Source organism: Bacillus sp. FSL K6-1560 (assembly GCF_038592935.1).
Lineage (GTDB): Bacteria > Bacillota > Bacilli > Bacillales > Bacillaceae > Bacillus > Bacillus subtilis.
On sequence record NZ_CP151946.1, the window covers coordinates 1235284 to 1252527 of the forward strand.

Annotated in this window: 17 protein-coding genes; 13 read left to right on the plus strand and 4 right to left on the minus strand. The window is 44.2% G+C overall.

From position 1 onward, the window contains the following. Nucleotides 1-37: 37 nt before the first annotated feature. Nucleotides 38-880, minus strand: coding sequence for an aldo/keto reductase YtbE (gene ytbE / locus NYE22_RS06560; RefSeq protein ID WP_124072863.1), 843 nt, complete (start codon nucleotides 878-880; stop codon nucleotides 38-40). 23 nt (nucleotides 881-903) lie between these two features. Then, the gene (locus NYE22_RS06565; protein ID WP_342412396.1) at nucleotides 904-2079 is read right to left on the minus strand and encodes an MFS transporter; all 1176 of its coding nucleotides are present in this window, start codon (nucleotides 2077-2079) and stop codon (nucleotides 904-906) included. Between the two features lie 183 nt (nucleotides 2080-2262). Here NYE22_RS06565 and NYE22_RS06570 point away from each other — a divergent pair, with 183 nt between their 5' ends. From NYE22_RS06570 to thrS, 9 genes are all read left to right on the plus strand, one after another. Continuing rightward, on the plus strand, nucleotides 2263-2643 hold the full coding sequence (locus NYE22_RS06570) for a winged helix-turn-helix transcriptional regulator (RefSeq protein ID WP_021480292.1): 381 nt from the start codon (nucleotides 2263-2265) through the stop codon (nucleotides 2641-2643). Nucleotides 2644-2848: 205 nt separating this feature from the next. Beyond that, nucleotides 2849-3871, plus strand: a complete 1023-nt coding sequence (locus tag NYE22_RS06575) for a glyceraldehyde-3-phosphate dehydrogenase (RefSeq protein ID WP_072173604.1) — start codon at nucleotides 2849-2851, stop codon at nucleotides 3869-3871. 238 nt (nucleotides 3872-4109) lie between these two features. Further along, a complete protein-coding gene (gene speD, locus NYE22_RS06580; RefSeq protein WP_003223584.1) occupies nucleotides 4110-4490 on the plus strand; it encodes an adenosylmethionine decarboxylase in 381 nt (126 codons plus the stop codon). A 273-nt stretch (nucleotides 4491-4763) separates the two neighbouring features. Beyond that, nucleotides 4764-5222 (plus strand): transcriptional regulator NrdR, encoded by a 459-nt coding sequence (nrdR, locus tag NYE22_RS06585; protein ID WP_003223586.1) that lies wholly within the window; start codon nucleotides 4764-4766, stop codon nucleotides 5220-5222. A 114-nt stretch (nucleotides 5223-5336) separates the two neighbouring features. Continuing rightward, nucleotides 5337-6755 (plus strand): replication initiation membrane attachment protein DnaB, encoded by a 1419-nt coding sequence (gene dnaB, locus NYE22_RS06590; protein ID WP_120028463.1) that lies wholly within the window; start codon nucleotides 5337-5339, stop codon nucleotides 6753-6755. 27 nt (nucleotides 6756-6782) lie between these two features. Beyond that, nucleotides 6783-7718 carry a primosomal protein DnaI gene (gene dnaI, locus NYE22_RS06595; protein WP_014480531.1) on the plus strand — a complete coding sequence of 312 codons (936 nt, stop codon included), beginning with the start codon at nucleotides 6783-6785 and terminating at the stop codon, nucleotides 7716-7718. Between the two features lie 33 nt (nucleotides 7719-7751). After that, the gene (locus NYE22_RS06600) at nucleotides 7752-8393 is read left to right on the plus strand and encodes a TVP38/TMEM64 family protein (RefSeq protein ID WP_032726573.1); all 642 of its coding nucleotides are present in this window, start codon (nucleotides 7752-7754) and stop codon (nucleotides 8391-8393) included. A gap of 78 nt (nucleotides 8394-8471) precedes the next feature. Continuing rightward, nucleotides 8472-9317: a putative sporulation protein YtxC gene (gene ytxC / locus NYE22_RS06605; RefSeq protein ID WP_021480288.1), complete on the plus strand. Its 846-nt coding sequence runs from the start codon at nucleotides 8472-8474 to the stop codon at nucleotides 9315-9317. A gap of 394 nt (nucleotides 9318-9711) precedes the next feature. Then, a complete protein-coding gene (gene thrS, locus NYE22_RS06610; protein ID WP_014480529.1) occupies nucleotides 9712-11643 on the plus strand; it encodes a threonine--tRNA ligase in 1932 nt (643 codons plus the stop codon). A 39-nt stretch (nucleotides 11644-11682) separates the two neighbouring features. Here the strand turns inward: thrS and NYE22_RS06615 are convergent, their stop codons facing one another. After that, entirely contained in the window at nucleotides 11683-12465 is a 783-nt protein-coding gene (locus NYE22_RS06615; RefSeq protein WP_032726370.1) for an HAD family hydrolase, read from the minus strand. A 166-nt stretch (nucleotides 12466-12631) separates the two neighbouring features. Here NYE22_RS06615 and lytS point away from each other — a divergent pair, with 166 nt between their 5' ends. The 4 genes from lytS to lrgB all read left to right on the plus strand — a co-directional run bounded on the left by lytS (nucleotide 12632) and on the right by lrgB (nucleotide 16407). Continuing rightward, the gene (lytS, locus tag NYE22_RS06620) at nucleotides 12632-14413 is read left to right on the plus strand and encodes a two-component system sensor histidine kinase LytS (protein ID WP_041851083.1); all 1782 of its coding nucleotides are present in this window, start codon (nucleotides 12632-12634) and stop codon (nucleotides 14411-14413) included. Beyond that, nucleotides 14391-15116: a two-component system response regulator LytT gene (gene lytT / locus NYE22_RS06625; protein ID WP_019712907.1), complete on the plus strand. Its 726-nt coding sequence runs from the start codon at nucleotides 14391-14393 to the stop codon at nucleotides 15114-15116. Before lytS ends, lytT begins: the two co-directional genes overlap by 23 nt. Nucleotides 15117-15249: 133 nt before the next feature. Beyond that, on the plus strand, nucleotides 15250-15690 hold the full coding sequence (gene lrgA / locus NYE22_RS06630) for an antiholin-like murein hydrolase modulator LrgA (RefSeq protein ID WP_014477620.1): 441 nt from the start codon (nucleotides 15250-15252) through the stop codon (nucleotides 15688-15690). 21 nt (nucleotides 15691-15711) lie between these two features. After that, nucleotides 15712-16407, plus strand: coding sequence for an antiholin-like protein LrgB (lrgB, locus tag NYE22_RS06635; protein WP_003229482.1), 696 nt, complete (start codon nucleotides 15712-15714; stop codon nucleotides 16405-16407). A 31-nt stretch (nucleotides 16408-16438) separates the two neighbouring features. Here the strand turns inward: lrgB and NYE22_RS06640 are convergent, their stop codons facing one another. Then, nucleotides 16439-17101: a hypothetical protein gene (locus NYE22_RS06640; protein ID WP_032726368.1), complete on the minus strand. Its 663-nt coding sequence runs from the start codon at nucleotides 17099-17101 to the stop codon at nucleotides 16439-16441. Nucleotides 17102-17244: the final 143 nt, after the last annotated feature.

A 17244-nucleotide genomic window follows, 5' to 3' on the forward strand; every position in this document is an offset into this window, starting at 1 on the left:
AAAAAACACCGTTCATATTGAACGGTGTTTTTTGCCATTAAAAATCAAAGTTGTCCGGATCAGGACCGACGCGCAAGTTTTCATTCAGTGCATCGATTCGGTTCATGTCAACCTGCGTTAATTCAAAGTCAAATACGCTTGCATTTTCTTTAATGCGGTGTTCCTTCGTTGATTTAGGAATCGTAATGATGCCATGCTGCAGATCCCAGCGCAAAATAATTTGTGCGACAGATTTGTTATATGTTTGAGCGATGTCAGCCAATACAGGGTGATCCAGCAGCTGCCCCTGCATTAAAGGTGACCAAGCCTCCATCTGGATGCCCTGATTTTGGCAGTATCTTATCAACTCTTTTTGTGTGAGGCGCGGGTGAAATTCCACTTGGTTAATCATAGGCTTAATTTCAGCTGCCGTCATCAGATCTTCAAGATGGTGAATTTGGAAGTTGCTTACGCCAATTGCTTTGATACGGCCTTCTTTATACAGCGTTTCAAGCGCTCTCCAAGCTTCTTTATACTTTCCTTCTACAGGCCAGTGGATGAGGTATAGATCCAAATAATCCATACCGAGTTTGGACAGGCTTGTTTCAAATGCGGCGAGTGTTTCTTCGTAGCCTAAATCCGCATTCCATACTTTCGATGTAATAAACAGATCCTCTCTTGAAATGCCTGCTTCTTCAATGCCTTCCCGAATCCCTTCTCCAACGCCAGCTTCATTTCCATAGATTGCTGCAGTATCAATACTGCGGTACCCGTGAACAATGGCAGTTTTAACTGCGTTTACCAGTTCAGATCCTTCTTCCACTTGGAACACGCCGAGGCCGAACCAAGGCATTTCTACCCCATTATGAAGTGTTGCTTTTGCTTGTAAATGTGTTGTCATGTTCATTTCCTCCTTTAAAATTGTCAGGCTTCCTGCCGATCTCGTTTTTCCATCAAGCGGCTCCAGCCTGTTAAAATGACTGCACCGACCACCATTAATCCGCCTATCCAAGCGGTATGAATCAATCCGATTGAATCGGTGATCACACCGCCAAGGTATGACCCAAGCGCGATCCCTGCATTAAAGGCAGCGATATTCATCGCGGATGCGACGTCAACTGCACTCGGGACAAAACGCTCAGCCAGCATGACGACATACACCTGAAGGCCTGGCACGTTCATAAAGGCCAGCAATCCCATACAGAGAATGGTAATGAGCCCTGCTGCTTGATACGGGGCTGTAAATGTCAGTACGAATAGAACAATTGCTTGTACGATAAACATATAGAATAAAGCGGCAATCGGATTTCGGTTTGACAGCTTTCCGCCAATCATATTGCCGATAGCAATAGCTATTCCGTATCCGAGCAGAATCACTGCAACAGTCCCGGCTTTGAAGCCTGTTACTTCCTGAAGCAGGGGAGACAGATACGTGAACACAACGAATGTTCCTCCGTATCTGACAAATAAAAGCAATAACCGGCTGTTTGTCACAAGCTTCAATTGATCCCGCATCGTTGTTTTCGTCCCTTTTCGTAATTTGGACGGTACAAGAATGCCATTTGTAATGAAAGCAATGATTCCGACGGCGATAATGACCATAAAGGCGAAACGCCAGCCGAACTGCTGGCCGATAAATGTCCCAAAAGGAACTCCGGTTACAGTTGCCACAGTGAGGCCAGTAAACATAATTGAAATCGCGCTAGCCCTTTTATCCTCCGGGACAATATCCGCTGCGATTGTCGAACCGATCGACATAAACACACCGTGCGAAAATGCCGATATCACACGTGCTGCTAGTAAAATCCCGATGCTTGAAGCGGTTGCTGCCAACGTATTACCGGCAATAAAAATAAACATGATCCAAAGCAATAGTGTCTTACGTGACATGCTTGAGGTCAATGAAGTTAATATAGGTGCCCCAAATGTAACGCCGAGCGCATAAAGGGAAACGGTTAATCCTGCTGTCGTGACTGGAATATGCAGGTCATCAGCAATGAGCGGCAAAAGGCCGACACTGATAAATTCAGTTGTCCCTATTGCGAATGCACTTACGGCCAAAGCCAGTAGTGCAGGAATACTGCTTTTGGCTGAAGTCATGATGTTCCTCCTTTGTAAGATGTGTTGTATGATTGAAATTCTGCCGAGTAAGCTATATAAATAAAAAAGAGCAGATTCAAATCAGCCGGCAAATGTGATTATGAAACATATCGTTAAGAAATAAAAGTACGTACTTTGAAGTGCTATAGTCACTTTTTGGTGCCTGTGAGGAGAATGGATTGTATGGAGAAGAAAAAATATAACATTTCTGTTGAAGCGACTCTTGAAGTGATTGGAGGGAAATGGAAATGCGTCATTTTATGCCATCTGACGCACGGAAAAAAACGCACAAGCGAATTAAAACGCCTAATGCCCAACATCACGCAAAAAATGCTGACTCAGCAGCTGCGCGAGCTGGAAGCGGACGGTGTCATTAAACGAATCGTATATAATCAAGTTCCTCCCAAAGTGGAATATGAGCTCAGCGAATACGGCCGCAGCTTAGAAGGAATTTTAGATATGCTGTGTGCTTGGGGAGCGAATCATATTAACAGAGTGTACGGGGATACATTTTCTGTGCTAGAAGAAAGTGTGCTCAATGATAAGTTAAAACAGGAATCATAAAGCATGAGGGCAGTCAGTGCGGAGCGCTGGCTGCTTTTTGGTTCTTACGCCTGATATTCTGTGCAAGAAAACATAAGATGCATCATAAATTAGCGTTATAATCGTTGATTTTTATCAATATGTACTGGCGAATTCGTTTTAATGTGTTATACTAATTTTAGATAGTAACAAATTAGGATGGCATAATTGATAAGGGGTGTCCAACATGAAGGTAAAAGTAGCGATCAACGGGTTTGGAAGAATCGGAAGAATGGTTTTTAGAAAAGCGATGTTAGACGATCAAATTCAAATAGTGGCCATTAACGCCAGCTATTCCGCAGAAACGCTGGCTCATTTAATAAAGTATGACACAATTCACGGCAGATACGACAAAGAAGTTGTGGCTGGTGAAGACAGCCTGATCGTAAATGGAAAGAAAGTGCTTTTGTTAAACAGCCGTGATCCAAAACAGCTGCCTTGGCGGGAATATGATATTGACATAGTCGTCGAAGCAACAGGGAAGTTTAATGCTAAAGATAAAGCGATGGGCCATATAGAAGCAGGCGCAAAAAAAGTGATTTTGACCGCTCCGGGAAAAAATGAAGACGTTACCATTGTGATGGGCGTAAATGAGGACCAATTTGACGCTGAGCGCCACGTCATTATTTCAAATGCGTCATGCACGACAAACTGCCTTGCGCCTGTTGTAAAAGTGCTGGATGAAGAGTTTGGCATTGAGAGCGGTCTGATGACTACAGTTCATGCGTATACAAATGACCAAAAAAATATTGATAACCCGCACAAAGATTTGCGTCGGGCGCGGGCTTGCGGTGAATCCATCATTCCGACGACAACAGGAGCGGCAAAGGCGCTTTCGCTTGTGCTGCCGCATCTGAAAGGAAAACTTCACGGCCTCGCCTTGCGTGTCCCTGTTCCGAACGTCTCATTGGTTGATCTCGTTGTTGATCTGAAAACGGATGTTACGGCTGAAGAAGTAAACGAGGCATTTAAACGCGCTGCCAAAACGTCGATGTACGGTGTACTTGATTACTCAGATGAACCGCTCGTTTCGACTGATTATAATACGAATCCGCATTCAGCGGTCATTGACGGGCTTACAACAATGGTAATGGAAGACAGGAAAGTAAAGGTGCTGGCGTGGTATGACAACGAATGGGGCTACTCCTGCAGAGTTGTTGATCTGATCCGCCATGTAGCGGCACGAATGAAACATCCTTCTGCTGTATAAAATAAGGTCATGGACACATTTTAAAGAAAAAACCCTTAACAACATATTTCTGAAAAAACGCACCTTGCAAATTAGACTTAAACACAGTATACTATTTTTCGTGAACTTCTTGCTTGAGACTGTTTCGGAATTACTTAAAGGGTTAGGACCTCTCCGGACTAACTTTCCCCCGTGGTAAATGGCCGACCCAGTTGTTGGAATTTCACTTTTTAATTCTTGTTAAGGGGGGTCCATGACTATGGAAACAATGGGGCGTCACGTTATCTCCGAGCTATGGGGATGCGATTTTGATAAGCTGAATGACATGGATTTTATTGAAAAAACGTTTGTAAATGCTGCTCTAAAATCAGGTGCTGAGGTGCGCGAGGTTGCATTTCACAAATTTGCACCGCAAGGCGTAAGCGGAGTTGTGATTATTTCTGAATCACACTTAACGATTCACAGTTTTCCTGAGCACGGATATGCGAGCATTGATGTTTATACTTGTGGAGACTTAGATCCTAATGTCGCTGCTGATTACATTGCAGAGGCATTACATGCTGATACAAGAGAAAACATTGAAATACCAAGAGGAATGGGGCCTGTGCAAATTAAACAGGCGCAAGCGAAAGTACTATAAAGTAAATTGCGAACACAAAGGGAGCTGAAGCTAGAAAGCCATTATGCGCTTTTTAGCTTATGCTCCTTTTATTTTTATAAAGAAACGAGAGTGTCAGCTTTTTCTTTTTTCATTTTTTTTGTAAAATAAGAAGGAGATTTTCACAAACCACCTAATGCTATAGAAACAAATTTAACAACGGCTCTCCCGACAGATGCTGTCACATCTATTTTTAAAAGGCGGAGGCTGCCGAAAATACATTGCAGGGAACGATATAGTTGGGAGCTGATTTTATTGAAATGTCCTTCATGCCAGCATAACGGAACACGAGTCCTTGATTCACGGCCTGTGGATGACGGAAAGTCGATTCGCCGAAGACGCGAGTGCGAATCCTGCCACTACCGGTTTACGACCTTTGAGAAAGTGGAGGAAACCCCGCTCATCGTTGTGAAAAAAGAAGGTGTGCGTGAGGAATTCAGCAGAGAAAAAATGCTGCGCGGCCTCATAAAAGCATGTGAAAAAAGGCCTGTTTCACTCAAAACGCTTGAAGACATGTGCTTTGATATTGAAAAAGAGCTTCGCAATCAAGGCTGCTCTGAGGTGAAGAGTGAGCTCGTCGGAGAAATGGTCATGGACCGGCTGGCTAAGATTGACGAAGTCGCATATGTGCGGTTCGCGTCCGTCTATCGGCAGTTTAAAGATATAAACGTCTTTATCGACGAATTAAAAGACTTAATAAAGAAAGAGCGTTAAAAGAGCTAAGAGGATTCTTCTAGCTCTTTTCTCATGTGCAAAATTGGCATTTGATAGATATAAGAAACGGTGTAAAATGAAAGGTAGAAACAAATTCGGAAGGTTTGAGAATGTATGGCTGACTATTGGAAAGATGTACTGCCTGTAGACCCGTATGTGGTTAAAAGCAGATCGATGCTGCAGGATATTGACAGACAAATTATTACACAACTGTACCAGCCCTTAATCGGCCCTGTTGCATTCTCTCTTTATATGACATTGTGGGGAGAGCTTGAACAAAACCGTCTGTGGGGCGGAGAGTCCACACATAGACAGCTGATGGGGATGACACAGTCCAACTTAAAAACGATCCATCAGGAACAGGGGAAGCTCGAGGGCATCGGATTGCTGAAAGTATATATGAAAGAATCCGAGCGGCAGGAGCGCCTCTTTATATATGAACTCCTTCCGCCGCTCAGACCGAATGAATTTTTTGAAGACGGAATGCTGAATGTTTTTCTGTATAATAGAGTCGGAAAAACGAAATATCAGCAATTAAAACAATTTTTTACGCACCCGGCCATTTCAGAAGATGCGAAGGACATTACGCGTCCGTTTAATCATGCGTTTGAATCGCTGCAGCCGAGTGAATGGAAGCTCACATCCGATATGGAGGAAACGGTAAGGCTTGCCGAGGGGTCCGAGTATACTTCTGTCGGACAGTCTCCGTCCTACACCATAACGGAGGATGTATTTGATTTTGATTTGTTTTTAGCGGGACTTTCTGAGACGATGATACCGAGAAAAGCGATGACCCAGCAGGTGCGGGACACAATCAAAAAGCTTTCTTATCTGTACGGAATTGACCCTTTGCAAATGCAAAATGTTGTAATGAGCGCAATTGATGAGCGTGACGTCATTACGACGGAGGCATTAAGAAAAGCGGCGAGCGACTGGTATCAAATTGAAAGAAACGGACAGCTGCCCGATTTGGTGGAAAAAACACAGCCGGTGCATCTGCGTGAAGGCGAAAAACCGGCAGAAGAGGATTCTCTGGATGGGAAGCTGATCGCATTGCTGGAGACGATTTCCCCGAAGAAGCTTCTGCAGGACATTGCTGACGGAACAGAGCCGTCAAAAGCTGATCTGAAGATCATAGAAGAAATTATGTTCGAACAGAAGCTCGAGCCAGGCGTCACAAATGTGTTAATTTATTATGTCATGCTGAAAACCGACATGAAGCTGTCGAAAAACTATATCCAAAAAATCGCTTCGCATTGGGCACGCAAAAAGGTAAAAACGGTCAGGGAAGCGATGAAGCTCGCAATAGAAGAAAACCGCCAGTATCTTGAATGGGCTGAAGGAAAAACAAAGTCTTCGAAACGAAACCAAAAAGTGATTCGTGAAGAAAAGCTTCCTGATTGGATGACAGAAAAGGAAACAGCGTCTGACTCAGAATCCGGACAGCAGAAGCTGCATCCGCAGGATTTGGAAGAACAGAAGAAAAAGATGATGGAAGAAATGCAAAAACTGAAAAAATACTCTGCCTATTAAAGACAGAGATGCGGGGTGAAGGAATAGATGGAACCAATCGGCCGTTCCCTGCAGGGCGTAACCGGCAGGCCGGATTTCCAAAAACGTCTTGAACAAATGAAGGAAAAAGTCATGAAAGATCAAGATGTTCAAGCATTTTTGAAGGAAAACGAAGAAGTGATTGACCAAAAAATGATCGAAAAGAGCTTAAATAAGCTTTATGAATATATTGAACAAAGCAAGAATTGCTCCTATTGTTCGGAAGATGAAAACTGCAACAATTTGTTGGAGGGCTACCATCCGAAACTTGTTGTCAATGGGCGGTCTATTGATATCGAGTATTATGAATGTCCAGTCAAACGGAAGCTCGACCAGCAGAAGAAACAAAAGTCTCTTATGAAAAGCATGTATATCCAGCAGGATCTTCTCGGAGCGACGTTCCAACAAGTTGATATCAGTGACCCGAGCAGGCTCGCGATGTTTCAGCATGTTACAGACTTCCTGAAAAGCTATAATGAGACGGGAAAAGGGAAAGGATTATATTTATACGGGAAATTTGGGGTAGGAAAAACGTTTATGCTCGCTGCAATTGCCAATGAGCTGGCGGAAAAAGAGTACTCCTCCATGATTGTCTATGTGCCTGAATTTGTGAGAGAGCTTAAAAATTCGCTGCAAGACCAGACATTGGAAGAGAAGCTCAATATGGTAAAGACCACACCCGTATTGATGCTTGATGACATCGGAGCAGAATCAATGACAAGCTGGGTAAGGGATGAAGTCATCGGAACGGTGCTTCAGCACAGAATGTCCCAGCAGCTGCCAACGTTCTTTTCTTCTAATTTCTCACCTGACGAGCTGAAGCATCATTTTACGTATTCGCAGAGGGGAGAAAAAGAAGAAGTAAAAGCTGCAAGATTAATGGAGCGGATATTATATTTGGCTGCTCCGATCCGCCTTGACGGAGAAAACCGCCGACATCCATAATTGCTGTGGTTCAAAGGGGAAGGAACTGAGGGTATGAAACGAAAAACCGCTGTCAAATGGCTGGCAATGCTTGCAGGTGCTGGTTTACTCTATTGGGGAAATAAAACGTATTTGAATGTATCGCCGAAAGAAATCAGGGTATGGGTATTGTCGTTCGGAGTCTTTGCACCTCTGATGTTTATCGGGATATCCATCGTCAGGCCACTTGTTTTATTTCCGGTGTCTGTTATTTCAATAGCTGGCGGACTTGCGTTTGGCCCGCTTCTCGGCACGCTTTATACGTTATTCGGTTCGATGTGCGCTTCAGCTGTTTCGTTTTTTGCGGCCGGTTTGTTTTCGGCGAAAAAGAACGGGCATTACGAAAGGCTTGAAGCCATACAGAAGCAAATGGAGGATAACGGATTTTTCTATATCTTTTTTTTGAGAATCCTGCCGATCAATTTTGATTTCGTCAGCTATGCGGCAGGCCTTTCCAATGTCAAAGCGCTGCCGTATTTTGCGGCGACGGCTGTGGGTATCATTCCTGGGACGATTGCGCTTAATGTGCTGGGTGCGAGCTTTTTGGCTGGCAATCTGCCCGCTTTCTTTCTTGTCCTAGCTCTGTATATCGTGTTTATCTCGCTGCCATTCATCCTCAGAAAGAAAATGCAAAACTTGTTCCAAGAATCAAATTAAGATTTGCCAATGACCTTTACGTCTATTTTAAAAACATCCCCCATATACTTGTAACAGATGCCGTAAGGGGGGACAAACATGCTTGAAATAATCTTTGAAGATGACCATGATGCAGCCGCTTTTTTACATCTCATTCAGCATTCGGACGATCGGAACAATATCATTGTCCGTGAAGGCATACGAAAAATCGGGATTGAAAAAGCGAATCCGGCTTTTCCTATTCAGCGTTTTATGGAGCCGATTCTGGTCAAATTTTTTTTGGAATGCAAAGAAGACGAGCATATGCTGTCATTGATTGAGGAAACTTATTGTTTCACGGACCAGGATGAACAGCAGCAAATCCTTCAGCTCGCACACAGTATTATTGAAGGTGAAGCAGACGATCTTCCGTTTGAGCCGCTGAAGCTTTCACGGAAACAATCTATTTTGGATGAACTCCAAACGATCTGTTTAGAGGAAGGAGTATTTTACATTCGCTCCTTTCAGACCTTCCGACTTGGATCATACTATAAGCAGCTGAGAGATATTACAGAAGCAGCGATTGATGAATATAAGATGGAACAGGAATATCAAAACTTTATTCAAACACTCAGAGACTATGTGAACGCCAAACAGCCGCGAATCAAAAAAGTGCATATTGTCCATGATGGTTCCTTTACATTATGGGAGCTGCGCTATGTGCCGGAACGGGAAAAAATGAAATACATAGACAGAAGATTTGTCCGGGATCATCCTATGTATATTGATTCTCATTTGCTCGCGCCGCTGATTTCCATTGCGCCTGATGAAGTCGTGCTTTATACCGACCAGCCCGAGCACATGATGGCAAGGACCATTCAAAACGTATTTCAAGAGAGAGTGGAAATGCTCCCGCTGCATGCTTTTACAGATGCAGAAATACCGGTGAAGCACTCGGAAGGATGAGGGCCGGCAGCCTGTCTATATAAGGCTGTCGGTTTAAAAAAAGGAAACGCGATCGTGTTGATTTTTTGGATTGAACAATTTATAATACATAGGAGATTAAGAAAGACACACGTATTGATAAGGACACGAAGGAATGATACCGGCTCAAAGAGAGGGAAGCCCTGGCTGCAAGCTTCCCAGCTAAGGACCATTCGCTTTACCGCCTTTGAACTTCAGCTGTGAACCTCTTGAAAAGGAACAGTAATGGCTGACGGGAACTCCCGTTACAGAGCTTAGAGCCGCAGGTGCCGTATTGGCTTTGCGGAAAAAAGGGTGGAACCACGATTCCGTTTATTCAACCTCGTCCCTTTCATAGGGGGCGGGGTTTTTATATGCAAAAAAAGGAGTGACAAAGATGTCAGATATGGTAAAAATCACATTTCCTGATGGAGCAGTCAAGGAGTTTGCGAAAGGAACAACAACAGAAGATATCGCGGCATCCATCAGTCCGGGATTAAAGAAAAAATCATTAGCCGGAAAACTGAACGGAAAAGAAATCGATTTGAGAACGCCGATCAATGAAGACGGTACAGTGGAAATCATTACAGAAGGCTCAGAAGAAGGTCTTCAAATTATGCGCCACAGTACGGCTCACTTGCTGGCTCAAGCGATTAAACGCATCTACAAGGATGTTAAATTCGGCGTCGGTCCGGTTATCGAAAACGGGTTTTACTACGATGTAGAAATGGACGAAGCGATTACACCGGAGGATCTGCCGAAAATCGAGAAAGAAATGAAAAAAATCGTTAATGCGAACCTTCCGATCGTTCGAAAAGAAGTCAGCCGTGAAGAAGCGAAAGCCCGTTTTGCGGAAATCGGCGACGACCTGAAGCTTGAACTATTGGATGCGATTCCTGAAGGAGAAACCGTTTCGATCTATGAGCAAGGCGAATTCTTTGACCTGTGCCGCGGCGTCCACGTTCCTTCAACCGGAAAAATCAAAGAATTTAAGCTGTTAAGCCTTGCAGGCGCATACTGGCGCGGTGACAGCAAAAACCAAATGCTTCAGCGCGTATATGGCACAGCTTTCTTCAAAAAAGCTGATCTTGAAGAGCATCTTCGTATGCTAGAAGAAGCGAAAGAACGCGACCACAGAAAGCTCGGCAAAGAATTAAAGCTGTTTGCGAACTCTCAAAAAGTCGGACAAGGCCTGCCGCTTTGGCTGCCAAAAGGCGCGACAATCCGCCGCGTCATCGAGCGCTACATTGTTGATAAAGAAATCAGCCTCGGCTATGAGCACGTATACACACCTGTGCTAGGCAGCAAAGAGCTGTATGAAACATCAGGACACTGGGATCATTATCAGGAAGGCATGTTCCCTCCGATGGAAATGGACAATGAAACACTTGTATTGCGTCCGATGAACTGTCCGCACCATATGATGATTTACAAACAAGACATTCACAGTTACCGCGAGCTTCCGATTCGTATTGCAGAGCTTGGAACGATGCACCGCTATGAAATGTCAGGTGCGCTGTCAGGGCTTCAACGGGTACGCGGAATGACGTTAAATGATGCACACATCTTTGTGCGCCCGGATCAAATTAAGGATGAGTTTATCCGTACAGTCCGTTTAATTCAGGATGTTTATGAAGACTTCGGTTTAAGTGATTACACATTCCGTCTGTCTTACCGCGATCCGGAAGATACAGAGAAATATTTTGATGACGATGAAATGTGGAACAAAGCGCAATCCATGCTGAAAGAGGCAATGGACGAAATCGGCCACGACTATTACGAAGCAGAAGGTGAAGCGGCATTCTACGGCCCTAAACTTGATGTTCAGGTGAAAACTGCGATTGGAAAAGAAGAAACACTGTCTACGGTTCAGCTTGATTTCTTATTGCCGGAACGTTTCGACCTGACATACATCGGTGAGGACGGCAAGCAGCACCGTCCGGTTGTCATTCACAGAGGTGTCGTTTCAACAATGGAACGCTTTGTTGCCTTCTTAATCGAAGAACACAAAGGCGCGCTGCCGACATGGCTTGCACCGGTTCAGTTCCAAGTCATCCCGGTTTCTCCGGCTGTGCATTTAGACTACGCGAAAAAAGTGCAGGAACGCCTGCAACGTGAAGGCCTGCGTGTTGAAGTCGACAGCCGCGATGAAAAAATCGGCTACAAAATCCGTGAAGCGCAAATGCAAAAAATCCCGTACATGCTGGTGGTCGGTGACCAAGAAGCAGAAAACGGAGCGGTAAACGTGCGTAAATACGGAGAACAGAACTCTGAAACCATTTCACTTGATGAGTTTGTGAAAAAGGCAGTAGCTGAAGCGAAAAAATAAAATAAAAAGCATGATCTCGTTTGAAGAGATCATGCTTTTTTATTTCTCTAATATAGGAAACAAATCATGAAGGCTGCTGATGATGTAATCAGGCGTTACGTCAGTTTCGTTTTTCTTATCAGTCCGGTTGATCCAAACGGTTTTGATTCCGGCTCTTGAAGCGCCTAAAATATCAGTATTCAAATTATCGCCGACCATGATGGCATCGTCTTTTTCAATATTCATCAGCTTAAGGCAGTGTTCAAAAATTGAAACATCCGGCTTGCCCTTGCCGAATGCGCCCGAGATGACGATTTCATTGAAGTAAGGAGCGAGCTCAGGTACGCCGGCAAGCTTCTCCTTTTGCAGACTCGGATCGCCATTTGTCAAAAGCAATAATTCATACTTGCCTTTTAATTGATCGAGTACAGCAAAAGTTTCATCATATACAAACGGGCGTTTTCTGCGCTCTGCCGCAAAAAACTCTCCCAAGTATTCGCCATATGCAGGATCATCGATCCCAAGCGCTTTCAGTCCGTTTGTCCATGCATTTCTTCTGTACTCCGGCACAATCTTGTTCAGCTTTTGAAAGCCTTCACTGATTGGCTCTGAGAAATTGGACCACAGTCCTTCAAACGGGTTAATGCCGATCATCACTGTATATGGATACGTCTCATATGACATGTACAATTCTCTCGCCGCTTCGCGAACAGCTGCTTCGAATTCCTCAGGGTCAAGGCCATATTTTTTCTCCGCCTGTAAGCAAGTTTCTGCAAATGTTGTTCTGACGCTTTTTTCGTCCCAAAGTAGTGTATCATCTAAATCAAAAAATACGGCTTTCATGATCTTCTCCTCTGCTTCAGATTCAAATCTTTCTGCCAAAAGGCTCATGTTTTATTTTACAATAGATAAAAGCCTTGTGAAATATGTTTTCAGACGATTTTAAAAAAACAGTCAGCCGTAAAACGAAAACATGCTAGAATGAAAACGGAAAGAACAGGTGACATGAATGATTCATTTAATGATTATGATGCTGGAGAGAGTGGGGATTATTGTTATATTAGGGTTTATTCTCGCCCATACGAAACTTTTCAGACAAGCTCTTCAGAATCAGGACGGCTATAAAGGAAAAGCGATTTTAATTTCAATTTTTTCTCTTTTCAGCATCATCAGCAATTATACAGGCATCGAAATTCAAAGAAATATGATTGTAAACAATGACTGGGTGTTTACGATAGATCCATCGGGCTCTATCGCGAATACCCGTATTTTGGGCGTGGAAATCGGGGGCCTTCTCGGAGGTCCGTTTGTAGGGGCTGGGATCGGCATACTGTCGGGCCTGCATCGTTTTTCACTCGGTGGCAGCACGGCTTTAAGCTGTGCCGTATCATCTATTTTAGCGGGTGTTCTTGCAGGCTTGATCGGCCGGTATTTTACGAAGCGATATCGAATGCCGACACCGCGTATCGCCGCTCTTGTGGGAATCGGCATGGAGTCACTGCAAATGATCATTATTTTGCTGATGGCAAAGCCGTTCAGTGACGCTTGGGAGCTTGTCAGCATGATCGGAATTCCGATGATACTCATCAATGGAACAGGCAGTTTTATTTTTCTGTCTATTATTCAAGCGATCATTCGCAAGGAAGAACAGGCAAGAGCTCTCGAAACGCATCGAGTGCTGACGATTGCTGATCAGACACTTCCATTTTTTCGCCAAGGATTAAATGAAAACTCCTGTAAAAGTGTAGCGGCTATTATCCATAAGCTGACAGGAACAGATGCGGTGTCTCTCACTGATAAAGAAAAGATCCTTGCGCATGTCGGTGCGGGAATGGATCACCACATCCCATCGAAAAGTTTGATCACCGGCCTGTCCAAAAAGGTGATTAAAACAGGGCATATTATGAAGGCGATTTCGCAGGAAGAGATTGAATGCACGCATGCTGAATGCCCTTTGCACGCTGCAATTGTTCTGCCGCTGACATCGAACGGCAATACAATCGGCACCTTGAAAATGTACTTTAAAAGCCCGGCAGGCCTGAGTCAGGTAGAGGAGGAACTTGCCGAGGGGCTGGCCATGCTGTTTTCGACACAGCTTGAGCTTGGGGAAGCAGAGCTGCAAAGCAAACTTCTCAAGGATGCTGAAATTAAAGCGCTTCAAGCACAGGTGAATCCGCATTTTTTATTTAATGCGATCAACACGATTTCTGCGCTATGCCGTACAGATGTTGAAAAAACCCGTAAGCTCCTATTGCAGCTCAGTGTTTATTTTCGTTCAAACCTTCAAGGAGCGAGACAGCTGCTGATTCCGCTCTCAAAGGAGCTGAACCATCTTAACGCCTATTTGTCATTAGAACAGGCGCGTTTTCCCGGGAAATATAAAATTGAGCTTAAGATCGACACAAGACTGGAGCAGATTGAAATCCCTCCGTTTGTTTTGCAGGTGCTTGTCGAGAACGCGCTTCGGCACGCGTTTCCGAAAAAACAAGACATATGCAAGGTTACAGTCTGTGTCTTATCTGATGATGCATCCGTCTATATGAAGGTGGCGGATAACGGACGCGGAATTCCGCCGGACGTCTTGCCGGAACTGGGAAAGAAACCGTTTCCGTCTAAGGAGGGAACCGGTACAGCGCTTTATAACCTAAATCAGCGGCTGATCGGTTTATTCGGACAGCAGGCTGCACTGCATATCAGCAGTGAGGTTCATAAAGGGACAGAGGTTTCCTTTCAAGTGCCAATGCAACAGATGAAAGAGGGAGAAGAACATGCTCAGGGTGTTAATAGTTGATGATGAGATGCTGGCAAGAGATGAACTGGCTTACTTGCTTAAGCGGACCAATGAGGAAATGGAAATCAATGAAGCGGAAAATATCGAATCCGCTTTTGACCAAATGATGGATCAAAAACCTGATTTGCTGTTTCTAGACGTTGATTTATCCGGAGAAAACGGTTTTGATATCGCAAAGCGATTGAAGAAAATGAAGCATCCTCCTGCTGTTGTGTTTGCGACAGCGTATGACCAGTATGCGCTCAAAGCGTTTGAGGTGGACGCTCTTGATTATTTAACCAAGCCTTTCGATGAAGAAAGAATTCAGCAAACGCTGAAAAAATATAAAAAAGTCAATCGGGATATTGTAGAAATAGAGCAAAACAGCCATGCGGGCCAGCACAAGCTCGCGCTATCTGTGGGGGAATCGATTGTGATTGTGGATACGAAGGACATTATCTATGCCGGAACAGAAGATGGTCATGTCAATGTAAAAACCTTCGATCATTCTTATACGGTCAGCGATACACTCGTTGTGATTGAGAAAAAGCTGCCGGATTCTGATTTTATCCGCGTCCATCGGAGCTTTGTCGTGAATACCGAATATATTAAAGAAATTCAGCCATGGTTTAATTCAACGTATAATCTGATCATGAAAGACGGATCGAAAATACCGGTCAGCCGGACATATGCGAAGGAATTGAAAAAGCTGCTCCATATTTGATGGGCGGCTTTTTGCATTTCAGCCATTTGATTCTGCAACTCAGACACGCTATTCGGCATGTTATCTTGTAAGCGCTTTATAACAGGGGATTCTTATTTATAATGAGGGTACCAAAGAGAAAGAGGTGAAGAAAATGAGTGCTAAAAAAGTGTACGGGTTTTTAACACAAGCATTTATTTTTGCCGTCATTATGCTGGTTTCAAATATGATTGCCGCTATTGTCCCAATACCTATCCCGGCATCGGTTGTAGGGTTGGTCTTATTATTTCTCCTATTATGTTTGAAAGTCATTAAACTGGAACAAGTGGAAACGCTCGGAACGTCTTTAACCTCTCTGATCGGATTTTTATTTGTTCCGTCAGGTATATCTGTTATGAATTCGCTTGGTGTGATGCAGCAATACGGCCTGCAAATTGTTCTTGTCATTCTGCTCGCAACGATTATTCTGCTGGGGGCTACGGGATTGTTTTCTCAGCTGATTCTGTCGCTGAGCGGAAAACGCAAAACCGCAGCGGACATGAAAACAAAAACAGTGCAAAGCCCGCAGAACAATAACGAACTCGTTCACCATTAAGGGAAACAGGAGGTTCTTCACATGGAAAGCACAATGAGTCCTTATTTTGGGATTGTCGTATCACTTGCTGCATTCGGCATCGGCACCTTTTTATTTAAGAAAACGAAAGGCTTCTTCCTTTTCACTCCTTTGTTTGTTGCCATGGTGCTGGGGATCGCATTTTTAAAAATCGGCGGTTTTTCCTACGCGGATTATAATAACGGGGGAGAGATCATTAAGTTTTTCCTTGAACCGGCAACGATCGCATTTGCAATTCCTTTGTACAAACAAAGAGATAAGCTTAAAAAATACTGGTGGCAAATCATGGCCTCCATTATTGCCGGCTCTATCTGCTCTGTCACGATTGTTTATTTGCTTGCTAAAGGCATTCATCTCGATTCGGCCGTAATGAAAAGCATGCTTCCGCAGGCGGCTACAACGGCAATTGCGCTTCCTTTATCAAAAGGCATCGGGGGCATCAGCGACATCACAGCCTTTGCGGTCATCTTTAACGCTGTCATCGTATATGCGCTCGGAGCATTGTTCTTGAAGGTGTTTAAAGTGAAAAATCCGATTTCTAAAGGATTGGCTCTTGGAACATCCGGACATGCACTTGGTGTAGCGGTCGGGATTGAGATGGGAGAAGTTGAAGCTGCGATGGCAAGTATTGCTGTTGTCGTAGTAGGAGTGGTAACGGTTCTGGTCATCCCTGTGTTCGTGCAGCTGATCGGAGGATAAGCCAAGGCTGAATGCCTTGGCTTTTTTTATTTTATGGTGCGTCTTCGGGATCGATATACCCTTGTTTAATGCCCCATTCTACTTGATCGTCATGCCACTTTTTTCGTTCTTCATAACCATAACCATCGTCATCAGGAAGCTCTGAAGCTGGCTGTTGAATGGTTTTATCTGTCTGACTCGAGGGAGATGGTGGATTTTTACTATTAGATGAGGGTGCCTCGGTCTGCTGCCGTTGTGCCTGTGATTGCCGCTTTTTCTCAGCGTTCGCTTTCTGCTCTTTTTGGATTGCTGCCTGCCGCTGTCTTTCAAGTTCAGCTTGTCTTTTTGCTTCCGCTAATCGCTGATTCTCTGCCGCCTGCTGCTCTGCTAATCGCTGTCTCTCTGCTTTTTCCTCCTGCTGTTTCTTTCGTTTCGCCTCCCGCTCTTTTTCAAGCTTTTTCTCTGCGGCGATTTGTCTTTGCTTTTCAGCTTCTTCTTTTGCCTTCCGCTTTCCTAACTCAGTAGCAAGTGGACTCTCGAACTTCATGTCCAATGAAACGGGTTTTAGTTTTTTTAGCTCTTTCTCCAGCCCCTTTTGAGGAAATGCTGCAGTTGTCTTAACAGTTTCGACTTTTGATTCGGAAGATGTGCTGCTATTCGAGCAACCGGTTAATATCAATGTGAAAAATAAAGCAAGCTGTATCAGTTTGTTCATGTGTCAGGCTCCCTTCTGCTTCTTATATCGGTCAGAGATTAACTTTGTTTTACATTTCTTCCTGTCGGTGGTTTTGTTGTAAATTGCGAAATAAGGGGGGAATTGTTGGTTCTTTGCATTCTGGGTGGGGATGAAAGATTTTC